At 64.4% G+C, this 13,661-nt stretch carries 12 protein-coding genes and 2 tRNA genes; 7 read left to right on the forward strand and 7 right to left on the reverse strand.

Annotation, left to right across the window (positions count from 1 at the left end):
- Window positions 1-57: 57 nt before the first annotated feature.
- From BM269_RS04670 to BM269_RS04680, 3 genes are all read right to left on the reverse strand, one after another.
- Window positions 58-134, reverse strand: a tRNA-Asp gene (locus BM269_RS04670).
- A gap of 17 nt (window positions 135-151) precedes the next feature.
- Window positions 152-227: transfer RNA gene (locus BM269_RS04675), tRNA-Val, on the reverse strand.
- Between the two features lie 100 nt (window positions 228-327).
- The gene (locus BM269_RS04680; protein WP_229204502.1) at window positions 328-2,439 is read right to left on the reverse strand and encodes a S9 family peptidase; all 2,112 of its coding nucleotides are present in this window, start codon (window positions 2,437-2,439) and stop codon (window positions 328-330) included.
- A 66-nt stretch (window positions 2,440-2,505) separates the two neighbouring features.
- Here BM269_RS04680 and BM269_RS04685 point away from each other — a divergent pair, with 66 nt between their 5' ends.
- The gene (locus BM269_RS04685) at window positions 2,506-3,777 is read left to right on the forward strand and encodes an MFS transporter (RefSeq protein ID WP_090435863.1); all 1,272 of its coding nucleotides are present in this window, start codon (window positions 2,506-2,508) and stop codon (window positions 3,775-3,777) included.
- Window positions 3,774-5,033 carry a glycerate kinase type-2 family protein gene (locus tag BM269_RS04690; protein ID WP_229204503.1) on the forward strand — a complete coding sequence of 420 codons (1,260 nt, stop codon included), beginning with the start codon at window positions 3,774-3,776 and terminating at the stop codon, window positions 5,031-5,033. The genes BM269_RS04685 and BM269_RS04690 overlap by 4 nt, the downstream gene beginning before the upstream one ends.
- On the opposite strand, the gene BM269_RS04695 is transcribed toward BM269_RS04690, so the two are convergent.
- Both BM269_RS04695 and BM269_RS04700 read right to left on the reverse strand, forming a co-directional pair.
- Entirely contained in the window at window positions 5,026-5,667 is a 642-nt protein-coding gene (locus tag BM269_RS04695) for a hypothetical protein (RefSeq protein WP_090435864.1), read from the reverse strand. The genes BM269_RS04690 and BM269_RS04695 overlap by 8 nt on opposite strands.
- Window positions 5,668-5,712: 45 nt before the next feature.
- Entirely contained in the window at window positions 5,713-6,558 is an 846-nt protein-coding gene (locus tag BM269_RS04700) for a hypothetical protein (protein ID WP_090435865.1), read from the reverse strand.
- A 90-nt stretch (window positions 6,559-6,648) separates the two neighbouring features.
- Here BM269_RS04700 and BM269_RS04705 point away from each other — a divergent pair, with 90 nt between their 5' ends.
- On the forward strand, window positions 6,649-6,999 hold the full coding sequence (locus BM269_RS04705; protein ID WP_090435987.1) for a nuclear transport factor 2 family protein: 351 nt from the start codon (window positions 6,649-6,651) through the stop codon (window positions 6,997-6,999).
- Window positions 7,000-7,077: 78 nt separating this feature from the next.
- A complete protein-coding gene (locus BM269_RS04710) occupies window positions 7,078-7,887 on the forward strand; it encodes a helix-turn-helix domain-containing protein (protein WP_211482660.1) in 810 nt (269 codons plus the stop codon).
- Here BM269_RS04710 and BM269_RS30035 read toward each other — a convergent pair.
- Window positions 7,884-9,806 carry a methyl-accepting chemotaxis protein gene (locus tag BM269_RS30035; protein ID WP_090435866.1) on the reverse strand — a complete coding sequence of 641 codons (1,923 nt, stop codon included), beginning with the start codon at window positions 9,804-9,806 and terminating at the stop codon, window positions 7,884-7,886. The genes BM269_RS04710 and BM269_RS30035 overlap by 4 nt on opposite strands.
- Before the next feature lie 84 nt (window positions 9,807-9,890).
- Window positions 9,891-10,715 (reverse strand): substrate-binding periplasmic protein, encoded by an 825-nt coding sequence (locus BM269_RS04720; protein ID WP_090435867.1) that lies wholly within the window; start codon window positions 10,713-10,715, stop codon window positions 9,891-9,893.
- Window positions 10,716-10,796: 81 nt separating this feature from the next.
- Here BM269_RS04720 and dinB point away from each other — a divergent pair, with 81 nt between their 5' ends.
- The 3 genes from dinB to BM269_RS04735 are packed head-to-tail and all read left to right on the forward strand — an operon-like array spanning window position 10,797 to window position 13,654.
- On the forward strand, window positions 10,797-11,948 hold the full coding sequence (dinB, locus tag BM269_RS04725) for a DNA polymerase IV (RefSeq protein WP_090435868.1): 1,152 nt from the start codon (window positions 10,797-10,799) through the stop codon (window positions 11,946-11,948).
- A gap of 54 nt (window positions 11,949-12,002) precedes the next feature.
- Window positions 12,003-12,701, forward strand: a complete 699-nt coding sequence (locus tag BM269_RS29630) for a hypothetical protein (protein WP_211482661.1) — start codon at window positions 12,003-12,005, stop codon at window positions 12,699-12,701.
- 56 nt (window positions 12,702-12,757) lie between these two features.
- Window positions 12,758-13,654 (forward strand): recombination-associated protein RdgC, encoded by an 897-nt coding sequence (locus BM269_RS04735; RefSeq protein WP_090435869.1) that lies wholly within the window; start codon window positions 12,758-12,760, stop codon window positions 13,652-13,654.
- Window positions 13,655-13,661 lie beyond the last annotated feature (7 nt).

Raw genomic sequence — 13,661 nt, forward strand, 5'->3', positions numbered from 1 at the left:
TTTCGCCGACGGAAATGAAAAAAGCCCCGAATTTCTTCGGGGCTTTTTTCTGAATATTGGCGGAGCGGACGGGGCTCGAACCCGCGACCCCCGGCGTGACAGGCCGGTATTCTAACCAACTGAACTACCGCTCCAATTCTTCTGCAGTGAGTGGTGGGCGCTGAGAGGCTCGAACTCCCGACCTAATCCTTGTAAGGGATCCGCTCTACCAACTGAGCTAAGCGCCCCTGCCTTCACTGTCGAACGTTTGTCACAACGTTCAGAAGAGGCCGCATTATAGGATGGATTTTGAAAGCCGCGCAAGGGTTTTTCCAAAAAACCTCAAAATTATCTGGAAACCCCGATCTGCGACAGCAGCCAAGCCATCTCGAAGGCCTTCTCGCCCAGCGCGTTATAACGCCCCGACGAGCCGCCATGTCCCGCCCCCATGTTCACCTTCAGCAGCAGCGGATTGCCGTCGGTCTTGTTGCGGCGCAGCTTGGCCACGTACTTGGCCGGTTCCCAGTACATCACCTGGCTGTCATTCAGTCCGGTGGTCACCAGCATGGCCGGATAGTCTTTCAACAAGATGTTGTCATACGGGGAATAGCTGCGCATATAGTCGTAAGCCGGTTTCTCGTTCGGGTTGCCCCACTCCAGGTATTCGCCGGTGGTCAGGGGCAGGCTGGCGTCCATCATCGTGTTCATCACGTCCACGAACGGCACGGCCGCGTGCACCGCCTTGAACAGGTCCGGACGCATATTCACCACCGCCCCCATCAACAGGCCGCCGGCGCTGCCGCCCTGGATCGCCAGGCGATCGCGCGAAGTCCACTTCTCCTTGACCAGGTATTCGGCGCTGTCGATGAAGTCATTGAAGGTGTTCATCTTCTTCATCAGCATGCCGTCGTCATGCCACTTCTCGCCCAGGTCGTTACCGCCGCGGATGTGCGCCGCCGCGTAGATGACGCCGCGTTCCAGCATGCTCAATCGGGTCAGCGAGAAGTTTGCTTCCTGCGGAATGCCGTACGAGCCGTAGGAGTACAGCACCAGCGGCGCCGAGCCGTCGAGTTTCACGCCTTTCTTGTATGCCACCCACAGCGGAACTTTCACGCCATCGCGCGCGGTTGCCCACAGGCGCTTGGATTCGTATTGGCTGAAGTCGAAGCCGCCCGCTACTTCCTGCTTTTTCAGCACGGTGCGTTCGCCGGTCTTCATGTCCACGTCGATGGTGGAAGGCGGAGCCAGCGGCGACTGGTAGCTGATGCGGTACTTGGTCAGGCCGTATTCCAGGTTGGTGGACGGCATGGACACGTACACCTCGTCGTCGAACTTCACGGTCAGCCACTTCTTGCTGCCGAAGTCATAAATGCGGGTGCGGCCCAGGGCGCGCGATTTCTCGTTCACCGCCAGGAAGCCTTTGAACAAGGTGACGCCTTGCAGCAGCGTGTCCTTGTCATGCGGGACGACCTCGGTCCACTTCTTCGGATTGGCGACCGGAGCGCTGACCAGGCGGAAATTCTTGGCATCCTTGTTGGTGCGGATGTACAGCTGGCCGTCGCGGTGGCTGACGAAGTAGCGGTGGCCCTTGGTGCGGCCCAGCACGGACTTGAAGCTGCCCTTCGGCTGGCTGGCCGGCAGCATGAACACTTCGGTGGTGTCGGTCGCACCAGACACCAGGAAGATATGTTTACGATCCAGGCTGCCCATCACGTCCAGCGAGAACTGTTCCACCGGCTCGTGGTAGACCTGCTCCGGCTGGCCGTCCAGCGCAACGCGGAACAAGCGGTCGGCGCGCTTGGTGGTGGCATCTTCCTGCACCACGAACAGGGTTTTGTTGTCGGCGGCCCAGGCTACGCTGGTCACGCGCGGCATGCTGATCGACAGCACTTTGCCGCTAGCCAGCTCCTTCACGTGCAGTTCATATTGGCGGAAGCCGTTGTTGTCCGTGGTGTAGGCCAGCAGCCTGGCGTCCGGGCTGGCGACCATCATCCCCACGTGGAAGAACTTGAGGCCCTCGGCCATCGCATTCTGGTCCAGCATGATTTCTTCCGCAGCGGAGGCATCGTAGCTGCCGTCCTTGGCTGCCAGGCGGCGGCAGTTCAGCGGGTACTGTTTGCCCGCTTCCACGCGGCTGTAATAGTAGTACTCACCGCGGCGTGCGGGCACCGACAGGTCGGCCGGCATGGTGCGGTCCTTGAATTCCTTGTACAAGGCATCGGCGAAGGGCTTGATACCTTCGGTCATGGCGGCGGTATAGCTATTTTCAGCGTTCAGGTATTCAATGACGGCAGGATTGGATTTTTCCTGCAGCCAGCGGTAATCGTCGGTCACCGGTTCGCCGTGGCGGGTTTCCATCCACTGCGTTTTTTCGGCAAGCGGCGGCTGCGGCAGGTCCGCAGCAAAGGCCGGCGCGGCCATCAGGGGCAGCAGCAGGCTGCTAATAAGGCGTTTGCTCACTTCTTCAGCTCCAAGAGGGAAAATGTGCAATGATTCTAGGGTGCCATAGTTAGAAATACAACAAGAATGATCACTATCGAAAAGCTGTATGCGCGCGTCGGCCAGCGCCTGCTGCCCTTCCTGTTCCTGTGCTACGTGGTGGCATACCTGGACCGGGTCAACGTCGGCTTTGCCAAGCTGCAGATGCAGGCCGATTTGCAGTTCTCCGACACCGTGTACGGCCTGGGCGCAGGCATCTTCTTCGTCGGCTACTTCCTGTGCGAGGTGCCGTCCAACCTGCTCATGCTGCGCGTTGGCGCGCGGCGCTGGATCGCGCGCATCATGGCCAGCTGGGGTCTGCTGTCGGCGGCCATGCTGTTCACCACCAGCCCGACCAGCTTCTACGTGATGCGCTTCCTGCTTGGCGTGGCCGAAGCAGGCTTCTTCCCCGGCGTGATCCTGTACCTGACCTACTGGTACCCCGCGCAGCGGCGTGCCCGCATCGTCGCCATCTTCATGAGCGGTGTGGCGGTGGCCGGCGTGGTGGGCGGCCCACTGTCGGGCTGGATCATGTCGCATTTCGCGGGGCACGGCGGCTTGGCCGGGTGGCAGTGGCTGTTCCTGCTGGAAGGCTTGCCGGCGGTGCTGCTGGGCGTGCTGACACTGGCACTGCTGGACGATGGCATCGACGATGCCAACTGGCTGAGCGACGAGGAAAAGGCACTGCTGAAACACGAGCTGGCAAGCGACGGCGCGCCGCGCGCGCAGTGGGGCCTGCGCCATGTCTTCGGCAGCAGCCGGGTGTGGATACTGGCGCTGGTGTACTTCCTGCTCGTGATGGGCTTGTACGGCGTGGGCTTCTGGCTGCCGCAACTGATCCGCAACAGCGGCGTGCAGGATGTGTTCACTATCGGCCTGCTGACGGCTATCCCGTATGGCATCGCTGCGGTGGCGATGATCCTGACCGCGCGCCATTCGGATCACACGGGTGAGCGGCGCTGGCACGTCGCGCTGGCGGCCTTGGTCGGCGCCGCGGCGCTGCTGGCGTCGACGCACTATGCCAACAACCCGGTGCTGGCGCTGGCCGCGCTGAGCGTGGCGACAGCGGGCATTCTCAGCACCTTCCCGGTATTCTGGAGCATCCCGACCGCCATGCTGGGCGGATCCGCAGCGGCAGCGGGCATCGCCATGATCAATTCGCTGGGCAACCTGGCCGGCTTTGTCAGTCCTTACCTGGTGGGCGCGATCAAGGATGCAACGCACAGCACGGCCAACGGCATGCTGCTGGTGGCTGCCAGCCTGGCGGCCGGCGGTGTGCTGGTGCTGCTGTGCGTAGGCCGCAAAGGAGAAATGCTGTGAAGACCGGCCGCGAGCTGCTGTCCGAACTGTTCAATGCGGCGCTGCGCGCGGCCGATCCGCTGGAAACCATCGCCGCCCACCTGCCGCCGCCTCCCCAAGGCCGCACCGTGATCGTCGGCGCCGGCAAGGCTGCCGCGCGCATGGCGCAGGGTGTGGAGCGGCGCTGGCAAGGTCCTCTCAGCGGCGTGGTGGTGACCCGCTACGGGCATGGCGCGCCGACCAAGCAGGTGGAAGTGATCGAGGCCGGGCATCCGGTGCCGGACGACGCCAGCCAGGCTGCCGCGCGCCGCATGCTGGCCGCCGTGCGCGGACTGGGGCCGGACGATATGGTGCTGTGCCTGATGTCCGGTGGCGGGTCGGCGCTGATGTCGCTGCCGGCGCCCGGCATTACGCTGGAGCAGAAGCGCGACATCAACAAGGCCCTGCTGCGCAGCGGCGCGCCGATCGGCGACATCAATATTGTGCGCAAGCACCTGTCGGCCATCAAGGGCGGCCGGCTGGCGCTGGCCTGCGGCGCGGCGCGCGTGGTGACGCTGGTGCTGTCGGACGTGCCGGGCGACGATCCGGCCGTGGTGGCCAGCGGCCCAACCCTGGCCGACGCGTCGACGGCCCAGGACGCGCTGCGCGTCCTGCAGCAATACGGCATCGGAATTGCGCCTGCCGTGCGCGCCGTGCTGGAAGACCCGGCTCAGGAAACGCCCAAGCCCGGCGACCCGCGCCTGGCGAACAATAGCGTGGCCGTGATTGCGTCAGCCAGGCACGCCTTGCAGGCAGCGGCCGATGTCGCCCGCGCCGAGGGACTGCGGCCGCTCATCTTGAGCGACCGGCTGGAAGGTGAGTCGCGCACCGTGGCTGTGTCGCACGCGGCGCTGGCGCAAGGCGTGATCGATCACGGCAGCCCGTTGCGGCCGCCATGCGTCATCCTGTCAGGCGGGGAAACCAGCGTCACTGTGCGCGGCACCGGGCGTGGCGGACGCAATGCGGAATACCTGCTGGCGCTGGCCGTCGCACTGCAAGGCACGCCGGGCGTGCACGCCATCGCCTGCGATACCGACGGCATCGACGGCACCGAAGACAATGCCGGCGCCGTGCTGGGGCCGGAAACGCTGCAGCGCGCCGCCGCGCTGGGACTCGACGCCCAGGCCCTGCTCGACAACAACGACGGCTACAGCTTCTTCTCAGCGTTGGGCGACCTGGTGGTCACCGGCCCCACGCGCACCAACGTGAACGATTTCCGGGCGATCCTGCTTATTTGATGGCGGCGGCCATCTTGGCCCACACCGCATCGCCAATGTCCTTGCGTCCGTCCGGTGCGCGATAGGACAGGAAGAACGTCTCTTTCTTTTTGCCGGTTGCCATGTACATGAAGTAGGCCGGCTGTCCCGTGGTGCCGCTGATCATGGAGATCATCACGGCCGGGTTCTTCGCTTCCTTGAACTCCTGGACCTGGATATTGGTGGCCGCGCCGCGCAGTTTGTTCAGCGAGCCCGGATCGTTAATGCCGTAGAACACATGGTGGGCCGCGTCGTACGTGACGTTGGTGGCGGTCGAGCCGTACATGTAGCCGTTGCGGGTCGGCAGGTTGGCTGCCGTGGCTGTTGCCGCATCCTCAGGACGCATCCAGTATGAGTAGCCGATCTTCTTGACCTTGGATTGCTGGAATTCCGTAGGCACCGGCACGTTCAGGGCGATCTGGAACGGCAAGCGCCCCTGCATGAAGTCATTGACCGGCACGTCGCGCGTCTGTACCTGCACCGCGGCTGGGGCCGGGGCGGCGGCAGGCTTGGCCGCCTTCGCCGATGCCGATGGTGATGGTGCGGCGGCCGCTGCCGATGGCGCAGCGGTGGCGCTGGTGATGGCCAGGCTGGCCGCAAACAAAATCGATTTCAACTGGAACTCCTGTTTGTCATTTCTACTTCCGGGACGGTAATCCTCTCACGGCTTCCCATTGCGGCGCAATGCTGTTTGTTCAAGCAGGACGGCAGACGGCTGGTCGCCGGCGGCAGCCGCTTTCCTGAGAAGTCCCAGCGCTGCCTCGCGATCCCCGCTGGCGCCGCGCTCAAGCCTCAGGATGGCGGCGTTATAGGCCGCCACCTGGTTGCCCAGGGCGGCAGCGGCGTCAAATGCCTTCCAGGCACGCTCGGGACAAAGGCTGAACGCTTCGTGGCCGACACCGGCGCGCAGCAAGCCGTCGGCGTTGCCTTGCTTCGCATAGGCATCCGCAAACTGCGCATGCCAGCCCGCAACCAGCGACGCCATCACTTTTTCGTCTTTTTTGACGGCGTAGGGGCCCGTGGCGAAGACGGTGAATGCTTGCTGCGTGACGGCAGTCTTGCCGTCCTTGTCGTACCACAGGAAACCATCGGGGCCGCTCACCTTCATGGTACCCAGTGCATTGGATAGCTGCTGCGCCAGCGGCTCGTGCTTCTTGCCGGGCGAGGCACCGCTCCACGACGACAACAGGATCACTTCGCGAATCTTGCTGCCTTGTTGCTTGACGATCCCGGCCAGGGCTTCGATGGTGATGATGCGGGAGTCGGGACCGTACAGGTGCCACGGGCTGCCATGCATGCTGATCTGGAGCACCTCGTCGCCCACGTCCGGCATGGCTTTGGTGTATTGGTATAGGGCCTCCGCGGCAGGCACGCAGCCTTCGCGCATCGGATGGCAGTTATCAATATTGACCACGCCTTTCAACGGCAATGCCGTCGGGCAGTCCGCTTGCGCAGCGGCGCAGGCCGCCAGCAGGGAAAGCAAGGCGAGACCGCGATGAAACATCATGTGGATTCCTGTTTGATTACCTGGGAGGTAATCGTCGCACGGCGCGCAATTGTTGACAATGGCTTCACCAACCAACGAAAGGAGAACACCATGCAGATCGTCGAACAATACCTCGCCGCCTGGAACGAACGCAACGCCGAAGCCCGCCTGACCCGGGTCGTCGCCGCATTCGCCCCGGAAGCCAGCTACCAGGATCCCTTGATGCAGGGCGCCGGCCACGCAGCAATCGATGCGATGATCGCCGGCGCGCAAGGCCACTTCCCCGGCCACCGTTTCGAATTGGCCGGCACCCCGGACAGTCATGGCGACGTGCTGCGCTTCTCGTGGACGCTGGCGGAGCCGGGCAGTGAGGCGGTGGCCAAAGGCACCGACTTCGCCGTCGTCGCGGCGGACGGCCGGCTGCGCAGCGTCACCGGTTTCATCGACTACTTCGCACAGTAGGGATGGGAGCCAACCGTGGCAACATGGTATGTTTCCGATTCGTCTTGAGAGGAGCGATGAGGGGCGATGAGGAACGATATGGGAGCGTCAGCACCAGGGCAGTATTTCAGCGACTACGCGGCGGCGATGCGCTATTGGCGCGGCAAGCGCGGTTTCAGCCAATTGCGGCTGTCGACCGAGAGCGGCATCTCGCAGCGCCATATCAGCTTCCTGGAAAGCGGGCGCTCGCAGCCCAGCCGTGAAATGATCCTGAAGCTTGGCATCGTGCTCGACATCCCGCTACGGGAGCGCAATGTGATGCTGCTGGCAGCCGGCTATGCGCCGGCCTACCAGGAGCGCAAGCTGTCCGATCCCGAGATGAAGGCGGTGAAGCAGGCGCTGGACTTCATGCTGCGGCAACAGGCGCCGTATCCTGCGCTGGTGGTGGACCGCTTATGGAACCTGGTGATGAGCAATGGCCCGGCCGGCACGATGATCGAATGGCTGCTCGGTGGCCCGCCCGCCACCGGCAACGTCATCAAGCTGACGCTGGACCCGGATGGCTTGCGCAAATATATCGTCAACTGGGAGGATGTCAGCGTCGACCTGCTGCAGTGGATCCAGCGCGAGGCAATGGGCGATGGTCCGGGCAGCGAGGCCACGCTGCTGCTGGAGCAATTGCTGGCGATCCCCGGCATCCGGGCCGCTTCGCAGACGGCCAACCTGGATCGCCGCGCGCTACCCTTCCTGCCGTTCACGGTACGCAAGGATGGCGTGGAGCTCAACCTGTTCACCACCATCACCACGCTCGGCACGCCGCACGACGTGACGGTGCATGAGCTGCGCATGGAGGCGTTTTTCCCCGCCGACGAAGCGACGGCGGCGTGGTTCCGCAAACAGTCGGCTTAAAACTCTTCCCAGTCGTCGCCAGGCGGCGTCGCGCGCGCCGGTGCCGGCGCCGGTTTGGCCGAGGCGCTCCGCGCGGCGCTTGCGCGTCCGCCTGCACCCGCTGCGCTGGCCCGCGACCGCGCTGCCGCGGTGGAAACGCTTGGCGTGTCCGCAACTTGCGCCTCCACGATGTCTTCCGCCACCGCGTCCCGGGCCGCCGCCTCCTTGCTGGCCGCCGCTGGCCTGCGCGTTGGGGAAGCGGCGTTCCGCCCGCCACTGCCGCTCGCCGTGCCACGGGCTGCCCGCAATGGCGGCACGGTAGCCCGCACCGGTACGCTGACCGCGGTGGACGTACTGGCCGCCGGCGCCCGCGCAGCCGCATACGCGCCTGCCGAACCTTCCATCCTGAATACCGCCACTGCCTCGACCAGCCGCTCCGACTGCTCCTGCATGCTGCGCGCCGCCGCCGCCGCCTGCTCCACCAGCGCCGCGTTCTGCTGCGTCGCGTTATCCATTTCCACGATCGCCGTATTCACCTGCTCGATCCCGGAAGACTGCTCCTGGCTGGCCGACGTGATCTCGTTCATGATGTCCGCCACCTGCTGCACCGAAGCGACGATCTGCTGCATGGTCGCTCCGGCGCGATCCACCAGCGCGCCACCCGCGTCGACCTTGGCGATCGAATCGTCGATCAGCTCCTTGATCTCCTTGGCCGCCGCCGCGCTGCGCTGCGCGAGGTTGCGCACCTCCGACGCCACCACCGCGAAACCGCGACCCTGCTCGCCGGCGCGCGCCGCTTCGACAGCTGCATTCAGCGCCAGGATATTGGTCTGGAACGCAATGCCGTCGATCACGCTGATGATGTCGGCCATGCGCGCCGAGCTGGCTTTGATTCCCCCCATGGTGTCGACCACTTCGCCCACCACCTGACCACCTTCGCTGGCGTGGCTGGCCGCCGACACCACCAGCTGGTTCGCCTGGCGCGCATTGTCCGCATTCTGCCGGACCGTCGATGTCAATTCCTCCATCGAGGATGCGGTTTCCTCCAGGCTGGCGGCTTGCTGTTCGGTGCGGCGCGACAGGTCCAGGTTGCCCGCCGCGATTTCCGCCGCGGCGGTATTGATCGTGTCGGTGGAAGCGCGCACCGAGCCGACCGTGGTTTTGAGCGAAGCCACCATGTCTTTCAGTGCATGCAGCAAGCGCCCGGTTTCATCCTGGCGGCTGGTGTCGATGTCGGCGGTCAGGTCACCCTGGGCCACGGTCTCCGCCACCTCCACGGCCTGGAGCAAGGGGCCCGTCACCGAACGGGTGATCAGGTAGCCTGCCACAATCGACAGCAGCGTTGCCAATACCAGCAGGCCAACCATCAGCATGGTCGCATTGGAAGCGGACTTGGTCGCTTCCTCCCCGTCCTCGGTCATCAGCTTGTTCTGTTGCGCAAGGATGGCATCCAGCTTGCCGAAGTAAGCGTTCTGCAAAGGAATCGCTTGCTTGAACAGCGTTTGCACGGCGCTGTCCTGGTCGCCGTCCTTGAGCAGCTTGAGCACTTCGTCGCGTTTGACGCGGAAGGCTTCGAAGGCCTGGGTTTCATCGGCAAACAGTTTCTTGGCCTCGTCCAGGACCAGGACTTTCTGCAGCTTTTCCGCCGCAGCTGCGCCGGCCTTGTCGGCCTCTGCCATGCTGGCCAGGAAGCCATCGCTGCTGATCTTGTCCGGTGCCAGCATGGCATTGCGCAAGGCCTGCGCCGAGCGGTTGGAATAGCTGCGCATTTCGTTGGTCAACTGCACCTTGAGGTAACGATCGCTGATCAGGCGGTCGGTCAGGCCCGCGTTGTGGCTCAAGCGGCTGATCCCTGTCAGCGACATTGCAAGCTGGATTGCAATTGCCAGCGCAAACCCGATCGCCAGCTTCACACCGATATTCATGTTCGAAAAGCTCATGCCAGCCTCGCCAGAAGTTGTGGTTTTTGTTCGATGATCGCACTGGCATGGTAACGCGGCGCGGCGCTCAACGCCACAGCAACGTCAGGGTAGTGGCTGGTAGGCTGAAATGATGGCGCGGCGGGGGGCGGGCACCAGGGCGCGGGCATGCGCCCCGCCAACATACTTGCCATAGATCCGTGCCACGCTGCCGTCGGCCACCATGCCGAGCAAGGCATCCGCGAACACCTTGCGTACCGCCGGCGCCAGGCCGTCGCGCGACAGGTAGGCGCCGGCCAGCACGGGCGCCGATTCCGTTACCGGCATCACAGCGACGAACCCTTGCAGGCCGCTGCTTTGCAGGTAGCGCGAGTAGATGGTCATCGGCGCCAGTGTCGCCTCGGCGCGCTGCGAAGCCATTTTCCTGAAGGCGATATCGAAGTCGTTCACCATTTCCACCCGGCCCTGCTGGCGCAGGCGTTCGACCTGGGCCAGTACTTCGGGGGGATACAGGATGCCGCGCACCAGGTTCAGGCGGGCACTGCCCTGATCGACGAACTGGGCCAGCGATGTGAAACTGCCTGGCACACGGCGCGACAGCACCAGGTCAAAGCGCGTCGTCACAAAAGGCACGAACTGGCCAAGGCGGTCGCGTTCGGCGCTGCGAGCGGAGCTGGCGGTCAGGTTGATGCGGCCGTTGGCATACTCGGCCCACAGGCGCGCCCGCGGGTACCAACTGATATTGAGTGAACAATTGGTGCGGCGCGCCAGTTCCCGCAATACGTCGATGGCGGCGCCCCTGACCTTGTCGTTTTCGCGGAACGACGCCAAGCCCAGGTCGCTGGCGCCGGCATGCAAGGGCGCGGGACAAATCGGGCCGCCGATTGCCGGGGCGGCGGCCAGGGCGAACAGCAGGGGAAGGAGGCGCATGCCCAGCAGTATATCCGCCAGGCACCTGGCTCGAAATGCTGTATATAATTACAGTATCACAAGCGAACTCGACAATTTGTTATGGACTGGCCGCGCCGCATTGCCCACCTCGACATGGACGCCTTTTACGCGTCCGTGGAGCTGTTGCGCTATCCGGAATTGCGCGGCCTGCCGGTGGTGATCGGCGGCGGCGGGCGGCACCAGCCGCGCCAGCTGCCGGACGGCAGCCGCGAATTCTCCCGCCTGCGCGATTATGTGGGACGCGGCGTGATCACCACCTCCACCTATGAAGCCCGGGCGCTGGGCGTATTTTCCGCCATGGGCACCATGAAGGCGGCGGCCCTGGCGCCGGACGCCATCCTGCTGCCGGTGGATTTCGATTCCTACCGCAAGTATTCGCGCCTGTTCAAGGCGGCCGTGGCCAGTATCGCCCCGCAGATCGAAGACCGCGGCATCGACGAAATCTATATTGACCTGACCGAGGTGGCAGGCGAAACGCAGGAATTGGCCCAGCGCATCAAGGACGCGGTGCGCGCCGCCACCGGGTTGTCGTGCTCGATCGGCGTTGCACCCAACAAGCTGTTGGCCAAAATCTGCTCCGACCTGGAAAAACCCAATGGCCTGACGGTGGTCGGCTACGACGACGTGGCGGCACGCATCTGGCCGCTGGCGGTGCGCAAGGTGAACGGCATCGGCCCCAAGGCCGAAAAAAAGCTGGTCGCGCTGGGCATCGACAGCGTCGGCCAACTGGCCGCCGCCGATCCAGCCCTGCTGCAGGAGCATTTCGGCCTCAACTATGCGGAATGGCTGCAACGCATTTCCCATGGCCGCGACGAGCGTGCCGTAGCCACCCGCAGCGAACCCAAAGGCGTCAGCCGCGAAACCACGTTTTCGCGCGACTTGCACGTCAAGCGCGACCGCGCCGAGCTGTCCGAGATCTTCACCCGCCTGTGCCAGAAGGTCGCGGACGACCTGGCGCGCAAGCGCTACGCCGGCCGCACCGTGGGCATCAAGCTGCGCTATGCGGACTTCCGCACGGTGACGCGCGACCTGACCCTGCCGTCGCCCACGGCCGATGCCGCGGCCATCCGCCGCGCGGCCGGCGAATGCCTGCGCCGGGTGCCGCTGGATGACCGGCTGCGCTTGCTCGGCGTGCGCATGTCGGCCCTGTGCACGCTTGAAGAGGCCGCCAAAGCCCAGCCGGCGCAGGGTGATCTTTTTACCAATTTGTGATAACTTTCCCGCGCGAGCCGGCAAACCGAGTCCGGCTGCAAACCCGGAATACCTATGCAAGCCCAAGCAGATTTCCGCCCGGCGCGGCGCGCCTGGCTGGTGCTTATCGCGCTCGGCCACGTGGCGCTGCTGATGGCCTGGCGTCCCATGCTGCGCAACGCTGCCGAACCGGTGGTCCGGCCCGGCGGTGAACTTGTTTTCCTGACACTACCCGCTGTTGCCCGGCCCCGCCCCGCCGAACCCCTGCCGGATCCGCCGAAGGTGGCGCGGCCACCACGCGCGGCCGAACCAGCCACGCTAGCCGTCCGTCCGGCGCCACCGCCAGTCGCCACCGACATTGCCCATCCCGAAGCGCCCGCCGCCTCGACTGCATCGACGGCCCAGAGTATTACCTTGCAGGCGCCCGTGGCGGGCGACCCCGCCGACCCATTTGCCAAGCCTGCCCCGGCGCCGGACACCCTGCTGGACAAGGCGCGTTCATCGGTCGCCGGCATCGACCGCCAGCTACGCAAGGAAAGCCTGAACAAGTTCACCACCTACATCCTGCCGGACACGAAGTTGGGAATGGCGATCGCCAAGGCGCAGAAGAAGGAGTGGGTGCTCGAGCAGACGGTGCAGAATAGCGATGGGGTCACCATGAAGCGCTACCGCAGGGGTAACCAGGAGTATTGCGAATACACCAACCTGGTCGGCGCACGGGGGCAGGATCCGTTCCGCGACAACAACAAAACAAAGGTCATGACTTGCCCATGAGTAGCCATGTAAAATGTCGTTCCCGTGGAAAAAGCTGATCAAGGTCGATAACGTTTATGTGGTTCAAGAATCTCCAGGTTTACCGCCTGCCTGCCCCTTGGGCATTTACTCCAGAACAACTCGAAGAAGCCCTCCAGTCGCAAGCCTTCTCGCCTGCCAGCAGCAATGAGCTGATGCGCCAGGGCTGGGACAAACCGCGTCCGAACGGCGGCCTGGTGCACGTCGTCAACAAGCAGATGCTGATGGTGCTGGGCACCGAGAAAAAGCTGCTGCCATCGACCGTGGTCAACCAGGTTGCCAAGGCGCGCGCCGCCGAGCTGGAAGAGCAGCAAGGTTTCGCGCCTGGCAAGAAAGCCATGAAGGAACTCAAGGAGCGCGTGCACGACGAACTGCTGCCGCGCGCCTTCACCATCCGCAGCAACACCTGGTGCTGGATCGACCCGGTCAATGGCTGGCTGGTGGTCGATGCCGCCAGCCCGGCCAAGGCCGACGACATCATCAAGATGCTGCTGAAAGCCGTCGACCGCATGCCGATCGAAAGCTTGCGCGTGCAGCGTTCCCCGGTCGGCGTGATGACCGCCTGGCTGCAGGATGACGAAGCGCCGGCCGGCTTCACCGTCGACATGGACACCGAGCTGCGCGCCACCGGCGAGAGCAAGGCGGCCGTGCGTTACGTGCGCCACACCCTGGAGCCGGAAGAAGTGCGCCGCCACATCGCGGCCGGCAAGCAGTGCACCCGCCTGGCGATGACCTGGGACAGCAAGATCAGCTTCGTGCTGACCGAAGCGCTGGCCATCAAGGGCGTCAAGCCATTGGACGTGATGAAGGAAAACGACGCCGTTACCCGTAACGACGACGAACGCTTCGACGGCGACTTCATGCTGATGACCGGCGAGCTGTCCAAGCTGCTGCAGGACGTGGTTGACGCCCTCGGTGGCGAAGCGAAAGCCTAAGGCCGCG

Source organism: Duganella sp. CF458, from assembly GCF_900113115.1.
In the GTDB taxonomy this organism is placed as follows: domain Bacteria; phylum Pseudomonadota; class Gammaproteobacteria; order Burkholderiales; family Burkholderiaceae_D; genus Rugamonas.